This window comes from Stenotrophomonas sp. 2201_Sma (genome assembly GCF_056486685.1).
Window position 1 is genome coordinate 3,358,946 of record NZ_CM151329.1, and the last position, 14,491, is coordinate 3,373,436.

13 protein-coding genes are annotated in these 14,491 nt (G+C 68.2%); 7 read left to right on the top strand and 6 right to left on the bottom strand.

The features are described from left to right. Positions 1–75: 75 nt before the first annotated feature. On the bottom strand, positions 76–1,233 hold the full coding sequence (gene prpC, locus ACZLIF_RS15610; RefSeq protein ID WP_128987994.1) for a bifunctional 2-methylcitrate synthase/citrate synthase: 1,158 nt from the start codon (positions 1,231–1,233) through the stop codon (positions 76–78). 36 nt (positions 1,234–1,269) lie between these two features. Continuing rightward, on the bottom strand, positions 1,270–2,163 hold the full coding sequence (prpB, locus tag ACZLIF_RS15615; RefSeq protein ID WP_053518670.1) for a methylisocitrate lyase: 894 nt from the start codon (positions 2,161–2,163) through the stop codon (positions 1,270–1,272). A gap of 155 nt (positions 2,164–2,318) precedes the next feature. Between prpB and prpR the strand changes: the two genes are divergently transcribed. Then, positions 2,319–3,902, top strand: a complete 1,584-nt coding sequence (gene prpR / locus ACZLIF_RS15620; protein ID WP_128987993.1) for a propionate catabolism operon regulatory protein PrpR — start codon at positions 2,319–2,321, stop codon at positions 3,900–3,902. 47 nt (positions 3,903–3,949) lie between these two features. Here the strand turns inward: prpR and aacA are convergent, their stop codons facing one another. Together aacA and pdxH are read right to left on the bottom strand one after the other, a co-directional pair. Further along, positions 3,950–4,417, bottom strand: coding sequence for an aminoglycoside 6'-N-acetyltransferase (gene aacA / locus ACZLIF_RS15625; RefSeq protein WP_065182632.1), 468 nt, complete (start codon positions 4,415–4,417; stop codon positions 3,950–3,952). Next, entirely contained in the window at positions 4,414–5,013 is a 600-nt protein-coding gene (pdxH, locus tag ACZLIF_RS15630) for a pyridoxamine 5'-phosphate oxidase (protein ID WP_065182631.1), read from the bottom strand. The genes aacA and pdxH overlap by 4 nt, the downstream gene beginning before the upstream one ends. A 40-nt stretch (positions 5,014–5,053) precedes the next feature. Between pdxH and ACZLIF_RS15635 the strand changes: the two genes are divergently transcribed. After that, positions 5,054–5,881, top strand: a complete 828-nt coding sequence (locus tag ACZLIF_RS15635; RefSeq protein WP_128987992.1) for a kinase — start codon at positions 5,054–5,056, stop codon at positions 5,879–5,881. 6 nt (positions 5,882–5,887) lie between these two features. On the opposite strand, the gene ACZLIF_RS15640 is transcribed toward ACZLIF_RS15635, so the two are convergent. Next, positions 5,888–6,091 (bottom strand): dodecin family protein, encoded by a 204-nt coding sequence (locus ACZLIF_RS15640; RefSeq protein WP_053518657.1) that lies wholly within the window; start codon positions 6,089–6,091, stop codon positions 5,888–5,890. A 98-nt stretch (positions 6,092–6,189) separates the two neighbouring features. Here ACZLIF_RS15640 and ACZLIF_RS15645 point away from each other — a divergent pair, with 98 nt between their 5' ends. The 5 genes from ACZLIF_RS15645 (at position 6,190) to mdtD (ending at position 10,855) form a co-directional block, all read left to right on the top strand. Then, on the top strand, positions 6,190–6,732 hold the full coding sequence (locus ACZLIF_RS15645; protein WP_128987991.1) for a shikimate kinase: 543 nt from the start codon (positions 6,190–6,192) through the stop codon (positions 6,730–6,732). Then, a complete protein-coding gene (aroB, locus tag ACZLIF_RS15650; RefSeq protein ID WP_128987990.1) occupies positions 6,729–7,841 on the top strand; it encodes a 3-dehydroquinate synthase in 1,113 nt (370 codons plus the stop codon). The genes ACZLIF_RS15645 and aroB overlap by 4 nt, the downstream gene beginning before the upstream one ends. A gap of 163 nt (positions 7,842–8,004) precedes the next feature. Further along, entirely contained in the window at positions 8,005–8,244 is a 240-nt protein-coding gene (locus ACZLIF_RS15655; RefSeq protein ID WP_053518663.1) for a WGR domain-containing protein, read from the top strand. A 36-nt stretch (positions 8,245–8,280) separates the two neighbouring features. Continuing rightward, positions 8,281–9,354 (top strand): uroporphyrinogen decarboxylase, encoded by a 1,074-nt coding sequence (gene hemE / locus ACZLIF_RS15660; RefSeq protein ID WP_065182628.1) that lies wholly within the window; start codon positions 8,281–8,283, stop codon positions 9,352–9,354. Between the two features lie 91 nt (positions 9,355–9,445). After that, complete coding sequence (gene mdtD / locus ACZLIF_RS15665) at positions 9,446–10,855, top strand: multidrug transporter subunit MdtD (RefSeq protein ID WP_065182627.1); 1,410 nt, start codon at positions 9,446–9,448, stop codon at positions 10,853–10,855. A 21-nt stretch (positions 10,856–10,876) separates the two neighbouring features. Here the strand turns inward: mdtD and ACZLIF_RS15670 are convergent, their stop codons facing one another. Continuing rightward, positions 10,877–14,407: a hybrid sensor histidine kinase/response regulator gene (locus ACZLIF_RS15670; RefSeq protein ID WP_065182626.1), complete on the bottom strand. Its 3,531-nt coding sequence runs from the start codon at positions 14,405–14,407 to the stop codon at positions 10,877–10,879. Between the last annotated feature and the right edge of the window lie 84 nt (positions 14,408–14,491).

Consider the following 14,491-nt stretch of genomic DNA (forward strand, 5'->3'; position numbering starts at 1 on the left):
GGCCGGATGCCGGCGAGCGGCAATGAAGGCATCCGGCCGGCACTGGGCCGACCGGATGGATGGATCACGCGGCGGTCAGGCGCGCTTGTCGATGGCCACGAACTCGCGATCTTCCGGGCCGATGTAGTTCGCGCTCGGACGGATGATCTTGCCGTCGATGCGCTGCTCGACGATGTGCGCGCTCCAGCCGGCGGTGCGGGCGATGACGAACAGCGGGGTGAACATCGCGGTCGGCACGCCCATCATGTGGTAGCTGACGGCGCTGAACCAGTCCAGGTTCGGGAACATTTTCTTGATGTCCCACATCACCGTTTCCAGGCGCTCGGCGATGTCGTACATCTTCATGCTCGACTGCTCTTCGGACAGCTCACGGGCGACGTCCTTGATCACCTTGTTGCGCGGGTCGGACACGGTGTACACCGGGTGGCCGAAGCCGATCACCACTTCCTTGCGCTCGACGCGGGCCTTGATGTCCTCTTCGGCCTCATCCGGGCTGTCGTAGCGCTTCTGCACCTCGAAGGCCACTTCGTTGGCGCCGCCATGCTTGGGGCCGCGCAGCGCGCCGATGCCACCGCAGATCGCACTGTACATGTCGCTGCCGGTACCGGCGATGACACGGCAGGTGAAGGTGGACGCATTGAACTCGTGCTCTGCGTACAGGATCAGCGAGGTGTGCATCGCCTTCACCCACGAATCCTGTGGCTTCTCGCCGTGCAGCAGGTGCAGGAAGTGGCCACCGATGGAATCGTCATCGGTTTCCACGTCGATGGCGCGGCCGTTGTGGCTCCAGTGGTACCAGTACAGCAGCATCGAGCCGAGGCAGGCCATCAGCTTGTCGGCGATGTCGCGTGCACCCGGATGGTTGTGGTCATCCTTTTCCGGCGCCACGCAGCCGAGCACCGACACGCCGGTGCGCATCACGTCCATCGGGTGTGCCGACGGCGGCAGTTCTTCCAGCGCGGCTTTCACCGCGGCCGGGATGCCACGCAGCGACTTCAGCTTGGCCTTGTACGAAACCAGCTCGGCGCGGGTCGGCAGCTTGCCGTGCACCAGGAGGTACGCGATTTCCTCGAATTCGCTGGTGCTGGCCAGATCCAGGATGTCGTAGCCACGGTAGTGCAGGTCATTGCCGCTGCGACCGACGCTGCACAGCGCGGTGTTGCCGGCGGCAGTGCCGGACAGGGCGACGGACTTCTTCGGCTTGAAGGTCGGGGTTGCGGTCGTATCGTTCATGTTTCCCTCCGAAAACTTGATGGTGCAGGGTACTGCTTATTTCTTGGCGGCGAACAGTGCGTCGAGCTGCTGCTCGAACGCGTGGTAGCCGATGCGGTCGTACAGTTCTTCGCGGGTCTGCATGGCGTCGACCACGCTGCGCTGGTGACCGTCGCGGCGCACCGCCTGGTAGACGTTCTCCGCCGCCTTGTTCGCCGCGCGGAACGCCGACAGCGGGAACAGCTGGATGGCGACCCCGGCCGAGGCCAGCTCGTCGCGGCTGAACAGCGGCGTGGCACCGAATTCGGTGATGTTGGCCAGCACCGGCACCTTCACTGCATCGACGAAGCGGCGGTAGGTGTCCAGATCGTAGGCGGCCTCGGCGAAGATGCCATCAGCGCCCGCTTCGACACAGGCGATGGCGCGCTCGATGGCCTTGTCCACGCCGTCCACCTGGATGGCATCGGTGCGTGCGATCAGGAAGAAATCCGGATCGGTCTTTGCATCAGCGGCGGCCTTCACGCGGTCGACCATCTCACCCTGCGAAACGATCTCCTTGCCGGGACGGTGACCACAGCGCTTGGCGCCCACCTGGTCCTCGATGTGGCAGGCGGCCGCGCCGGCCTTGATCAGCGACTTCACGGTGCGCGCGATGTTGAACGCGCTGGGTCCGAAGCCGGTATCGATGTCCACCATCAGCGGCAGGTCGCAGACGTCGGTGATGCGGCGCACGTCCACCAGCACGTCTTCCAGGGTGTTGATGCCCAGGTCCGGCAGGCCCAGCGAGCCTGCGGCAACACCACCGCCGGACAGGTAGATGGCGCGGAAGCCGGCGCGCTTGGCCAGCAGGGCGTGGTTGGCGTTGATCGCACCGATCACCTGCAGCGGCGATTCGGCGGCCAGAGCCTCGCGGAAGCGGGCACCGGCGGAAGAAGGGGCGGAAGCGGTCATGCGGCAATCCATGTTGAGGAACAGGTGGGCAGGCGCAAGCACCATGCCAAGCTGCAAGCGATTGATTTCAAAGGCATGACCGATCGACAGCACTGAAACATATGAAACATTGAAACAGATGTATCATGAAACACTCCTGTCCCGGTGTCCGCCCCATGTATCTGCCCCGCTCGCCCCTGCGCCATGCCGACGCCGACCCCGGTCGCCCGGTGATCTGGACGGTCAGCGTTTCGCGGCTGACCGGCCTGCTGGGTGACGTCATTCCCGAGTTCGACCGCCGCGCGCGCATCGAGCAGATCAACCTCGGCTTCGAAGAGGCGGTGGAGGTGATCGGCCAGCGCCTGCGCCGCGAGCACTGCGACGTGGTGATTGCCGGTGGCTCGAACGCGGCCTGGCTGCGCAGTCGGCTCGACCTGCCACTGGTGCCGATCCAGGCCAACGGCTTCGACCTGATGGAGGCTCTGGCGCGCGCGCGCCGCATCGCCGCACGTATCGGCCTGGTCACCCATGCCAGCGACGTGCCGGTGTTCAGCGGCTTCCAGCAGAGCTTCGGCCTGGATATCGAGCACCGCCGCTTCGTCACCCGCGAAGATGCGCGCGACTGCATCGCCGATCTGCGTGCCAACGGCATCGAAGTGATCGTCGGCACCGGGATGGCCATCGACCATGCCGAGCAGGCCGGGCTGCCGGGCGTGCTGCTGTATTCGGCCGACTCGGTGCGGCAGGCCTTCGAGCATGCGCTGGAACTGACCCAGACCCTGGCACGCTCGGTGGGTCCACGCCCCACCATGCGGCGCAGTGCCGCCCCGCGCGGCGATGCATACGCGCTGCTCGGCGACAGCGAGGCGATGGCGCAGGTGCGCGCACAGATCGCGCTCTATGCACCGCACGACAGCACCGTGCTGGTCACCGGCGAGACCGGTACCGGCAAGGAACTGGTGGCACGGCAACTGCACGCCGCCAGCGGCCGGCGCGGTCGTTTCGTCGCGCTGAACTGCGGCGCGATCAGCGAATCGCTGCTGGAAGCCGAACTGTTCGGCTACAGCGATGGCGCCTTCACGGGCGCACGTCGTGGCGGCCGGGTCGGCCTGGTCGAAGCGGCCGATGGCGGCACACTGTTCCTTGACGAGATCGGCGAGCTGCCCTTGCCGCTGCAGACCCGCCTGCTGCGCGTGCTGGAAGAACGTGAAGTGCTGCGCGTCGGCGCCACCGAACCAACCCCCGTGGACCTGCGGGTGGTGGCCGCGACGCTGCAGTCGCTGGAGCATCGCGCAGCAGCCGGCAGCTTCAGGCGCGACCTCTACTACCGGCTGGCGGCACTGCGCATCGCACTGCCCCCGCTGCGTGCCCGGCGCGCTGACATCCCGCTGCTGACCCGGCACTTCTTCCGCCAGCTGCGCGGTGTCGACGCCCCCCTGGACCAGGACGCGATGGCAGTGCTGGGTGCCGCCGACTGGCCGGGCAATGTGAGAGAACTGCGCAATCTGGTCGACCGCCTGCGCATCCACTGGCAGCCGGCAGACGGGATGATCGACGCTGGGCGCCTGCTGCAGCTGGCGCCGGAACTGGCGCGCGAAAGCACCCCGTCCCTGCGGCTGGAAAGCAATGGCAGGCGCCCGGCACGGGCCCAGCTGCAGGCGCTGCTGCGGGAACACCGCAATGACCGCGAAGGCATGGCCCAGGTGCTCGGCGTGTCACGCACCACCTTGTGGCGCTGGCTGCGCGCGGAAGGACTGTAGGCAGGCGCAGCGCGGACCGCGCGGCGCGCCGCCAGCCAAGGTTGGCACTACCCCCGCGTGGCCGCGTCCAGCGGCATGCGGAAATAGACCACCCGCTCGGTCTCTTCAAAGCCACAGGCGCGGTGTGCCGCGTGCGCCTCTACATCCTCCAGGCGGCTGTCCGAGGCCAGCTCGCTGCAGCCCGCGTCCCGCGTCCACGCCTGCACTTCCGCCAGCAGGGCACGGCCGACAGCGCGGCCCTGCCACTGCGGCGTTACATACCAGCCTTCCAGGAACCCGACCGGCGAGGAACCGGTGCCGTTCACATAGTCGTGGCGCAGGCGCACCTCGGCGAAACCGACCGCCTCACCATCAGCCGCGCACGCCAGGAACACCGCACCTTCCGGATCGGCCAGCGACTGCGCCAGCTCCTCCAGTGGATCATCGGCGTCGGGCCACAGGCCCACGCGCAGCTGCGACCATGCAGCGGCATCGGCCGGTGTGGCCTGGCGGATCGTGGCAGCGCAGCCGCTCACGGATACAACAGGCGCTTGCTCCAGTGCCCCTCGGCGCCGGCTTCGTAGCACCACCGCTCGTGCAGGCGGAACTGCGCGCCGTACCAGAACTCGATGCGGTCGGGCACCACGCGCAGGCCACTCCAGCCGTCCGGACGCGGCACGTCCTTGCCCTCGAAACGTGCCTCGACCTCGGCCACGCGCGCATCGAACTCTTCGCGCGTTGCAAGCGTCTTCGACTGCTGCGAGGCCCACGCGCCGATCTGGCTCATGCGCGGACGGCTGGCGAAATAGGCGTCTGCTTCCGCATCGGCCACCTGTTCGACACGGCCTTCGATGCGCACCTGGATGCCGGCCTCGCGCAGGCTGCGCCACAGGAACAGCAGGGCCGCCTGCGGATTGGCCCGCAGCTCCTGGCCCTTGTGGCTGTCCAGGTGGGTATAGAACACGAAGCCACGCTCATCGAAGGCCTTCAGCAGCACGGTGCGCGCCGATGGACGACCGTGCAGGTCGGCACTGGCCACGGTCATCGCGTTGGGCTCGACCTCGCGGCTCTGTTTGGCCTCGTCGAACAGGGCCGCAAACGTGGACAGGGCTTCGGCGTACAGGTCGCTCATGATTGCGTTCTTCTCACACGGATTGATCTATTGTGGCGGCATGGTCGCTGCTGCGTATATGCCCCAGGTGAAAGGATTTCCCGAAACATTGGCCGAGCAGGCACTGGATGATGCGCTGGGCAGCGGCGCGGCGGTTCCAGTATTGGCGATCAGCGGGCTGCAGGGGAGCGGCAAATCGACGCTGGCCGAGCAGGTGGTGGCGCGCGCCCGGAACCGGGGGCTGAACGCCGCGACCCTGTCCATCGACGATGTCTACCTGACCCGCGCGCAACGGCAGCGGCTGGCACGCCAGGTCCATCCGCTGCTGATCACCCGGGGGCCGCCGGGCACCCACGACCTGCCGCTGGTCCACGCGCTGCTCGATGCCGCCGCCGCGCGCGAACCACTGGCGCTGCCGCGCTTCGACAAGCTGGCCGACGAGCGCCTGCCGCAGGCGCAGTGGCCACGGCTGGAAAAGCCGCTGGACCTGCTGGTGTTCGAAGGCTGGTTCCTGGGCACACCGGCGCAGGAGGAATCCGAACTGGCTCAGCCGTTGAACGCCCTTGAACGTGATGCCGACAGCGATGGCCGCTGGCGCCACTGGTGCAACCAGGCCCTGGGCCGCGACTACCCGGCATTGTGGCAACGCTGTGACCGCCTGTGGTTCCTGCAGCCGCCAGACTTCTCGGTGGTACCGCGCTGGCGCTGGCAGCAGGAGCAGAACCTGCAGGCGGCCCAGCCCGGCCGGCATGGCATGAGCCGGCCGCAGCTGGAGCGCTTCGTGCAGTACTTCGAGCGGGTCAGCCGGCAGGCGCTGCATGCACTGCCGGCCCTCGCCGACCGGGTGGTGGTGCTGGACGCGCAGCGCCAGATACAGGCACTGCGCTGAGCCCCCTCATTCCACCAGGAAGGTCACCCGCAGATTGACCCGCCATTCGGTGATCTCACCGCTGCCATTGGTGACCACCTTGGTCTCGTTGATCCAGGCCCCCTGGATGCCCTTCACGGTTCCGGAGACCTTCTTCAGGCCGCTGCGCACGGCATCCTCCACGCTGGTGGGCGAAGAGGCGGTGATTTCGATGACCTTGGCAACCGACATGGCCTGTACTCCGTTGAACGCGGGAATCCCCGCAGGAAGTCCCACCCTGACGTGAAGGACGTAAAGGCCGGGGCACGGAGGTGTTAGCATCAGGGCGCATGAATCCTGCTCCGAACCTGATCCTGATCGGCCCGATGGGCGCCGGCAAAACCTGCATCGGCCGCCGCCTCGCCGAGCGCTTCACGCTGGACTTCGTCGATGTCGACCAGTCCATCGTCGACGCCGCCGGAGCCAGCATTCCCACGATCTTCGAGCACTCCGGCGAAGCCGGCTTCCGCAGCCTCGAGCGCGACGCGCTGGCCCGCCTCCTGCAGGGCCACGGCCAGCTGGTCTCGACCGGCGGCGGAGCGGTACTGGACCCGGACAACCGGGCATTGATCGCCCACCGTGGCTTCGTGGTCTACCTGCGCGTCAGCGTGACCGCGCAACTGGAACGGCTGGCCCGTGACAAGGCCCGGCCGTTGCTGCAGCGCCCCGACCGCGAGCAGGTGCTGCATGACCTGGCCGCCCATCGCGATCCGCTGTACCGCGAACTGGCCGACCTTACCCTTGATACCGACCCGTACACCGCTGCCGACGCCACCGCCCAGCTGGTCGTCAAGCTCGCCGCGCAATGGCAGCGCCAGGACCTGATCGCATGACTTCCCCCACTCCGCTGCAGGTCGCCGTTGGCGGTGACCGCCCTTACACCATCTCCATCGGCGCCGGCGTCCAGAGCGATGGCCCTGCCCTCGCCCGCCACGTGCGGGGGCGCCACGTCCTGCTGCTCAGCGACAGCGACGTCGCCCCGCTGTACCTGGCGCGGCTGAAGCAGACCCTGCTGGCCGCGCGTCCGGATCTGGTCGTCGGCGAACACGTGCTGGCTGCCGGCGAAGCCTCCAAGACCCTGGCCGAATTCGGCCGCGCCATCGAAGCGCTGGCAGCCCTGGGCGCCACCCGCGATGCCTGTGTGTTCGCGCTCGGTGGGGGCGTCGTCGGCGACCTGGCCGGCTTCGCCGCAGCCTGCTGGATGCGGGGCATCGACTGCGTGCAGCTGCCGACCACGCTGTTGGCGATGGTCGATTCGTCGGTGGGCGGCAAGACTGCCGTAGACATTCCTGCCGGCAAGAATCTGGTCGGTGCCTTCCATCCGCCGCGCGCGGTGGTGGCCGATACCGGCGTGCTGGCCACCCTGCCGCCGCGCGAACTGCGCGCGGGGCTGGCCGAAGTGGTGAAGTACGGCGCACTGGGCGATGCGGATTTCTTCGACTGGCTGCAGCACCACGCCGACGCGCTGTCCGCTGGCGAGGACGTGGTGCTGGCCGAAGCCATCGCCCGCAGCTGCAGGCACAAGGCCGCCATCGTCGAGCGCGATCCGTTCGAGAAGGGGGAGCGTGCGCTGCTGAACCTCGGCCACACCTTCGGCCATGCCATCGAAACCGAACAGGGGTATTCGGCGCCGGGCCGCGATGCGCTGAACCATGGCGAGGCGGTGGCAGTGGGCATGGTGCTGGCGGCCAGGCTGTCCACCGATCTCGGCCTGGCCGACGATGCCGACCGCGCGCGCCTGCAGGCGCTGCTGGAAAGGCTCGGGCTGCCGGTCGCGATCCCGGCCGGCCTGGATCCGCAGGCCCTGCTCGGCCGCATGCGGCTGGACAAGAAGAACGTGGCCGGTCGACTGCGCCTGGTGCTCTGGCGCGGCATGGGTCGGGCCGAGGTGGTGCCGGACGTGGATGAAGCAGCGGTATTGAAGGTGCTGGGCCAGGGTTGATCGCTTCCGCGTACGCCGGGCATGGCCCGGCGCTACCCGGGGTTTCCCGAGCGTCCGCCGGGCATGGCCCGGCGCTACCCGGGGTTTCCTGAGCGTCCGCCGGGCATGGCCCGGCGCTACCGCGTTGCGGCCGGGGTCACCCTGGCCCCGCTACAATCGGGCCATGCATGTCTACCTGCAACATCCCGAGGCCGGTGCGCAGGCACCGCGGTTCCTGCGCCTGAGCCTGCAGCCGGATCTTTTCGGCGGCTGGGAGCTGCTGCGCGAAAGCGGCCGCGTCGGTGGCCGCTCGCAGCTGCGCCGCGAGCTGTTCCTGCAGGCCGACGAAGCCCGCCACGCCTTCGAGAAGGCGCGCGATGCCGAACTGCATCGTGGCTTCCAGATCCTTTCGCACGGCGACTGACGCCGCTGCCCACCTTCGATCCAAGGAACGTTCAACGTGACCAGCCCTCTCCGCAACGATCGCCTGCTACGCGCTCTGCGCCGCGAACCGGTGGATTGCACGCCCGTCTGGCTGATGCGCCAGGCCGGCCGCTACCTGCCGGAGTACCGCGCGACCCGGGCCAAGGCCGGCAGCTTCCTGGCGATGGCCAAGAACCCGGAGATCGCCTGCGAAGTCACCCTGCAGCCGCTGCGGCGTTTCCCACTGGATGCCGCCATCCTGTTCTCGGACATCCTCACCATCCCCGACGCGATGGGGCTGGAGCTGTACTTCGTCGAAGGCGAAGGCCCCAAGTTCCGCCACCCGGTGCGTGACGAAGCCGCCATCGCCAGGCTGGCGGTGCCGGACATGGAGCAGGACCTGGGCTACGTGATGGATGCGGTGCGCCTGATCCGCCGCGAGCTGGATGGCCAGGTGCCGCTGATCGGTTTCTCCGGCAGCCCATGGACACTGGCCTGCTACATGGTGGAAGGCGGCGGCAGCAAGGATTTCTCGCGCATCAAGGCCATGGCGCTGAACCACCCGCAGGCCCTGCACCGCCTGCTGGAGGTCACCACCGACGCGGTCATCGCCTACCTGGGCGCGCAACGCGCCGCGGGCGCACAGGCCCTGCAGGTTTTCGACACCTGGGGCGGCGTGCTGTCGCCGGCGATGTACCGCGAATTCTCGCTGCGCTACCTGCAGCGGATTGCCCAGGGCCTGGACCGTGGCGAAGGCAGCGAGCGTACGCCGCTGATCCTGTTCGGCAAGGGCACCGGCCTGCACCTGGAAGCACTGTCGCAGACCGGTGCGGATGCACTGGGCCTGGACTGGACGCTGGACCTGGACGAAGCGCTGCGCCGCACCGGTGGTCGCGTTGCCCTGCAGGGCAACCTCGACCCCACCACGCTGTACGCTTCGCCCGATGCGATCGCCACCGCTGCCGCGCGCGTGCTCGATACCTACGCCGCCGGCAATGGCGGGTCGCGCGAGGGCCACGTGTTCAACCTGGGCCATGGCATGTCACCGGACATGGACCCGGCCCACGTGCAGGTACTGGTCGACGCGGTGCACGCGCACAGCCAGCGCTGAGCAGTGCGCATGCGGTTGCGGCGCGGTGTTGATCGCGCCGTGACCCGCAGTGCGCGATCATGGCGCCCCCACGTTGCACCGGCCACAACCCATGTCCACATCGCCATCGACCTACAACCGCCAGCGCCCCCTGCTGTGGCTGGTGTCCCTGGCGATCTTCATGCAGATGCTGGACTCGACCATCGTCAACACGGCGCTGCCGGCGATGGCGGCCAGCCTGGGCGAGAGTCCGCTGCAGATGCAGTCGGTGGTGTTCAGCTATGCACTGGCGGTCGCCACGTTCATTCCCGCCTCCGGCTGGATCGCTGACCGCTACGGCACCCGGCGCACCTTCCTGGTGGCGATCATCCTGTTCACCCTCGGCTCGCTGGCCTGCGCGCTGGCCCAGCACCTGCATCAGCTGGTGGGTGCCCGCGTGCTGCAGGGCATCGGCGGTGCGATGCTGCTGCCGGTCGGCCGCCTGGCGGTGATGCGTTCGGTGCCGCGCGAGGACTTCCTGCGTGCGATGAGCTTCATCGCCATCCCCGCCCTGATCGGCCCCTTGATCGGCCCGACGCTGGGCGGCTGGCTGGTCGAGATCGCCTCCTGGCACTGGGTGTTCCTGATCAACCTTCCGATCGGCGTGATCGGCTTCATCGCTGCGATGAAGATCATGCCGGACCATTACGCCAGCCACCGCACCCGCTTCGACCTGCGCGGCTACATCATGCTGGCCTTTGCGATGGTGGTGCTGTCGCTGGCGCTGGACGGCATCTCCGGGCTGGGTACGCCGCACGCGCTGGTGATGCTGATGACCGTGGCGGGGCTGGCCGCACTGGTGGGCTATTGGCTGCACGCGGCCAACTCGACCGCGCCGTTGTTCTCGCTGGCGCTGTTCCGTGTGCCCAGCTATCGCATCGGCATCCTCGGCAACCTGTTCTCACGCATCGGCAGCAGCGCCATGCCGATGCTGATTCCGCTGCTGCTGCAGGTGGGCCTTGGCCTGGGACCGATGAACGCCGGACTGATGATGGTGCCGGTGGCCGCGGCCGGCATGGTCTCCAAGCGGCTGGCGGTGAAGCTGGTCGAACGCTACGGCTATCGGCGCGTGCTGATGACCAACACCGTGCTGGTGGGCCTGGCCATGGCCAGCTTCATCCTGATGACGCCGGGCCAGCACCTGGGCTGGCGCCTGCTGCAGCTGGCCTTCTTCGGTGCGGTCAATTCGCTGCAGTTCACCGTGATGAACACCGTGACCCTGCGCGATCTGGATCGGGAGTTCGCCAGTTCGGGCAACAGTCTGCTGTCGATGGTGATGATGCTGGCTGCCGGCTTCGGCGCGGCGGCGGCGGGCAGCCTGCTGGCCGCCTTCGGCACGCACCTGGAGGGCCACGGCGCGACGGCGGCGTTGCACGCCACGTTCCTGTGCGTGGGCGCGATCACACTGACTTCGACGATGATCTTCTGGCAGTTGCCGGACACCAAGCCCGAACCCCGCCAGGTCGAACACGTCGCGGAGTAGCCTGCCGGACTGTGCCCGGCCTCAGCGCCCCAACACCTTGGCGATGGCCTCCACCAGCAGCTCGCCCGTGACCGGCTTGCGCAGGAAACCGCCGATCCCGGCCGCTTCCACCTGCTTCTGCAGGTCCGGGTCCGTGCGCGCGGTCACCGCCAGCAACGGCAGCGTGTACCCCTGGTTGCGCAGATGCTCGGCCAGCTCGAAGCCGCTGAGGCCCGGCAGGTCCAGGTCAAGCAGGGCCACATCGAAATCACTCCCGCTGATCTCGCGCAGCGCCGCCAACGCATGCCCGGCATGCACCACCTCATGGCCGCGCGCACTCAGAAGACCCTGCACGACATCGGCCACCGTCGCGTCATCCTCCACCAGCAGCACGCGCAGGGGGGGCATGTTCGCTACTGCATCCTCGCTCCGCGCGGCGCTGTCCGCATCGGCGTCGGCGTCCACTTCCAGCGGCAGGGGCAGCATCACTCCAAAGCAGGTTCCGCGCCCCAACTGGCTTTCGACCTGGATCCGGCCCTGCATCGCCTGCGCCAGCTCGCGGCAGATCGCCAGCCCCAGGCCACTGCCACCATACTGCGCCGCGGTACGTGCACCGTCAGCCTGCTCGAACCGGCGAAACAGGCGCAGCTGCTGTTCCTGGCTGATGCCCGGCCCGGTGTCACGCACTTCGAACTGGAGTGCGCGCATCGCCTCATCGCACCGGGCATGCAGGGTGATGGTGCCACGGCTGGTGAACTTCACCGCGTTGGACAGCAGGTTCAGCAGGATCTGCCGCACCCGGATCGCATCGCCGGTGGCCTGCAGGCCGGGCGGCAAGCGATTGTCCAGGACGAAACGCAGTCCCTTCTGCGCGGCCAGCGGCCCCATCAGCGCGGCCAGGTCCTGCAGCAGGCAATGGAGCGCGAACGGCCGGGACTGCAGTTCCAGGCGCCCCGATTCAATTCGCGCCAGGTCCAGCGCATCGTTGACCAGATGCAGCAGATGCTCGCCCGCCTGGCGGATGGACTGGGTGTAGCCGCGCTGCTGAGGATCCAGCGGCGAGGACAACAGCAGCTCGCTCATGCCCATCACACCGGTCATCGGCGTGCGGATCTCATGGCCCAGATTGGCCAGGAAGCGTGTCTTGGCCGCCGAGGCCTGCTCGGCCAGTTCCTGCTTGTGCAACGCCAGCTGGTAGGCGTGGCGACGCTGCAGGCGGCGACGGTACAGCCACGCAAACCAGCTGGTCAGCAGCAACGCGATCGACGTCAGCACCAGCAGGCCCGACAGGCTGCGCCACCACGGCGGCTGCACGCGGAACTCCAGGGTCTGCACCCGCGACCAGACGTGGTCGGCCGAGCGCGCCTGCACTTCCAGACGATAGCTGCCCGGCGGCAGCCGCGAGAACAGGCGTTCACCGGCGGGCCCGACCTCGACCCAGTCCGGGTCATAGCCGGCCAGGCGGTAGCGATACGAATTGGAGGCCGAATCGGCGAAGGACAGCAGGCGCGCCACGATGCGCAGATCGCGGTCGCCGTCGGCGATCAGCAACGGTGCGTCGTGGGTCAGGTCCAGCACCTGCTCGTTGCGGCGCACCTCCACCCGCTCGATCACCAGCGGTGCGCGGCGCACCGAAGGCCGCACCTGTTCCGGATCGAACACCACCACGCCGGCCGGCGTGCCTGCCACCAGCCGTCCCGAAGACGTCGCGATCAAGGTATGCGCGCGGAACTCCTGGCTGGGCAGGCCATCGTGCACGCCATACAGGCGCACGCTCTGGCCGTCCGCGCCGACCCGCACCAGGCCGCGTGCGCTGGTGGCCCAGGCCACACCCTGCGCATCGACCACCAGACCGGTGGCGGAAACCGCCGGATATCCCTGTTCGGCACCAATGACCCCCTGCCGCTCCAGACGCCCCTGGCTCCATCGATAGCGCGACAACCGGCCGTCCTCGGACAGCCACACCTGGCCGTCGCTGCCGGTATACGCCGCGTACAGTGCCGTTGCCGGCGCGCCGGGCACCGGCTGGAAGCGCTGCTGCTCAGGCTGCCACTGCAGCAGCCCGCGGCTGCTGGCCAGCCACAGCTGGTTCTGCGGACCGCATACCAGATCCTGGTTCAGCTGGCCGGTCTGCAGTCCGTTCTGGCCATTGTCCAGTTCGAGCAGCAGCCGACCTTCCAGATCGCGCTGCTGCAGGCCGGCGGGCATCATCAACCACAGGCTGTTGCTGTCGCAGATCATCAGTGCGTCGACATCGCCCTCCATCGCGGCATCGGCAGGCGCGTCGCGTCCCCAGCGGCGCAGCTCGTCGCGTGCCGGGTCATAGCGCAGCAGCGCTCCGGACGAACCGATCCAGACCCGGCCATGGCGGTCCTCGCGAACCGAGGTCAGCCAGTGGATGCCATTGACGCCGCGCCGGAACTGCTCGATCCGGCCGGTACGGGGATTGAAGCGATCCAGCGCGCCGTGGCTGCCGACCGTCCAGACACCTCCGTTGCTGGACGCACTGGTGCCGAGTACGTAGGCGTTGCGCAGTGACGATGCATCGTCCTCCAGACGCGAGAACACCGAGAACTGCCACCACCGTGGCAACAAATGCCAGAGACCGGCATTGGTGCTGGCCAGCCAGATGCCGCCCTCGCGATCCTCGTAGGCGCCGGTCCAGTTCGGCCGCACCTGGCCGCGCGCGATCGCGCTGTACAGCGGCACCGTCTGGTACTGGCCATCGACCGCGCGACCGAGTCCGCTGCGGGTGTCCAGCCAGTAGCCCCCCTGCTCATCGCGCAGCATCATGCCCAGCACCTCGTCGCCGGCCGGCACCGACCAGGGTTGCCGCTCGAAGCGACCATCCGGCCGGCGCACGAATGCGCCGGCCAGCGTGCTGATCCACAGGCTGCCGTCAGGTTCGGCGGTCAGACCGTTGATCAGCTGGCCGGGCACCTGCTCGTCGCCGACCCGCTCGAAATCGCTGCCGGTCCAACGCGCCACGCCATGCTTGGTGCCCACCCACAGGCTGCCGTCGGGCAGCGTGGCCAGATAGGGCACCGCAGCGGCCGGCAGGCTGCGCGGATTGTTCGCCTCGGGCAGGAAGCGCTGCACGCGATCATTGCCATCCACCCGGTACAGCCCGCCTTCGTGGGTACCGAACCAGATCGAGCCATCGGGGGTGGCGGCCAGGCTCCAGATCGTATTGGTGCTCATCAGCGGCTGGCTGCTGCGGTCGAAGAACCGCAGCTGCCGGCGGTCGGCCGACATCCTTACCAGGCCGGCATTCTCGGTGCCGATCCACAAGCGGTTGCGGGTATCGACCAGTACGGTCCAGATGCGGTTGTCGCGCAGGCCGTCCTCGGAGCGCCAGACCCGGTAGTTGCGGCCGTCGTATCGGGCCAGCCCGTCATTGGTGGCGATCCACAGGTAGCCGTAGCGGTCCTCCGCCATGCGGTTGACAGTGTTGGACGGCAGGCCATCGAACACCGTCACCTGCCGGGGCGTGGGCGGTACCGGCTGTGCGGCAGCGGGCGCCAGGCAGCACAGCAGAAGCATCAGCAGCATCGCCGCCCGCAGATACGCCACTGATCGCCTCCTCACGCGTTCCCAGATGGTGCCCGTCGTGCGGGCGTCGGCATGGTAAACCGAAAGTCGCGCCGTTCACGCCCG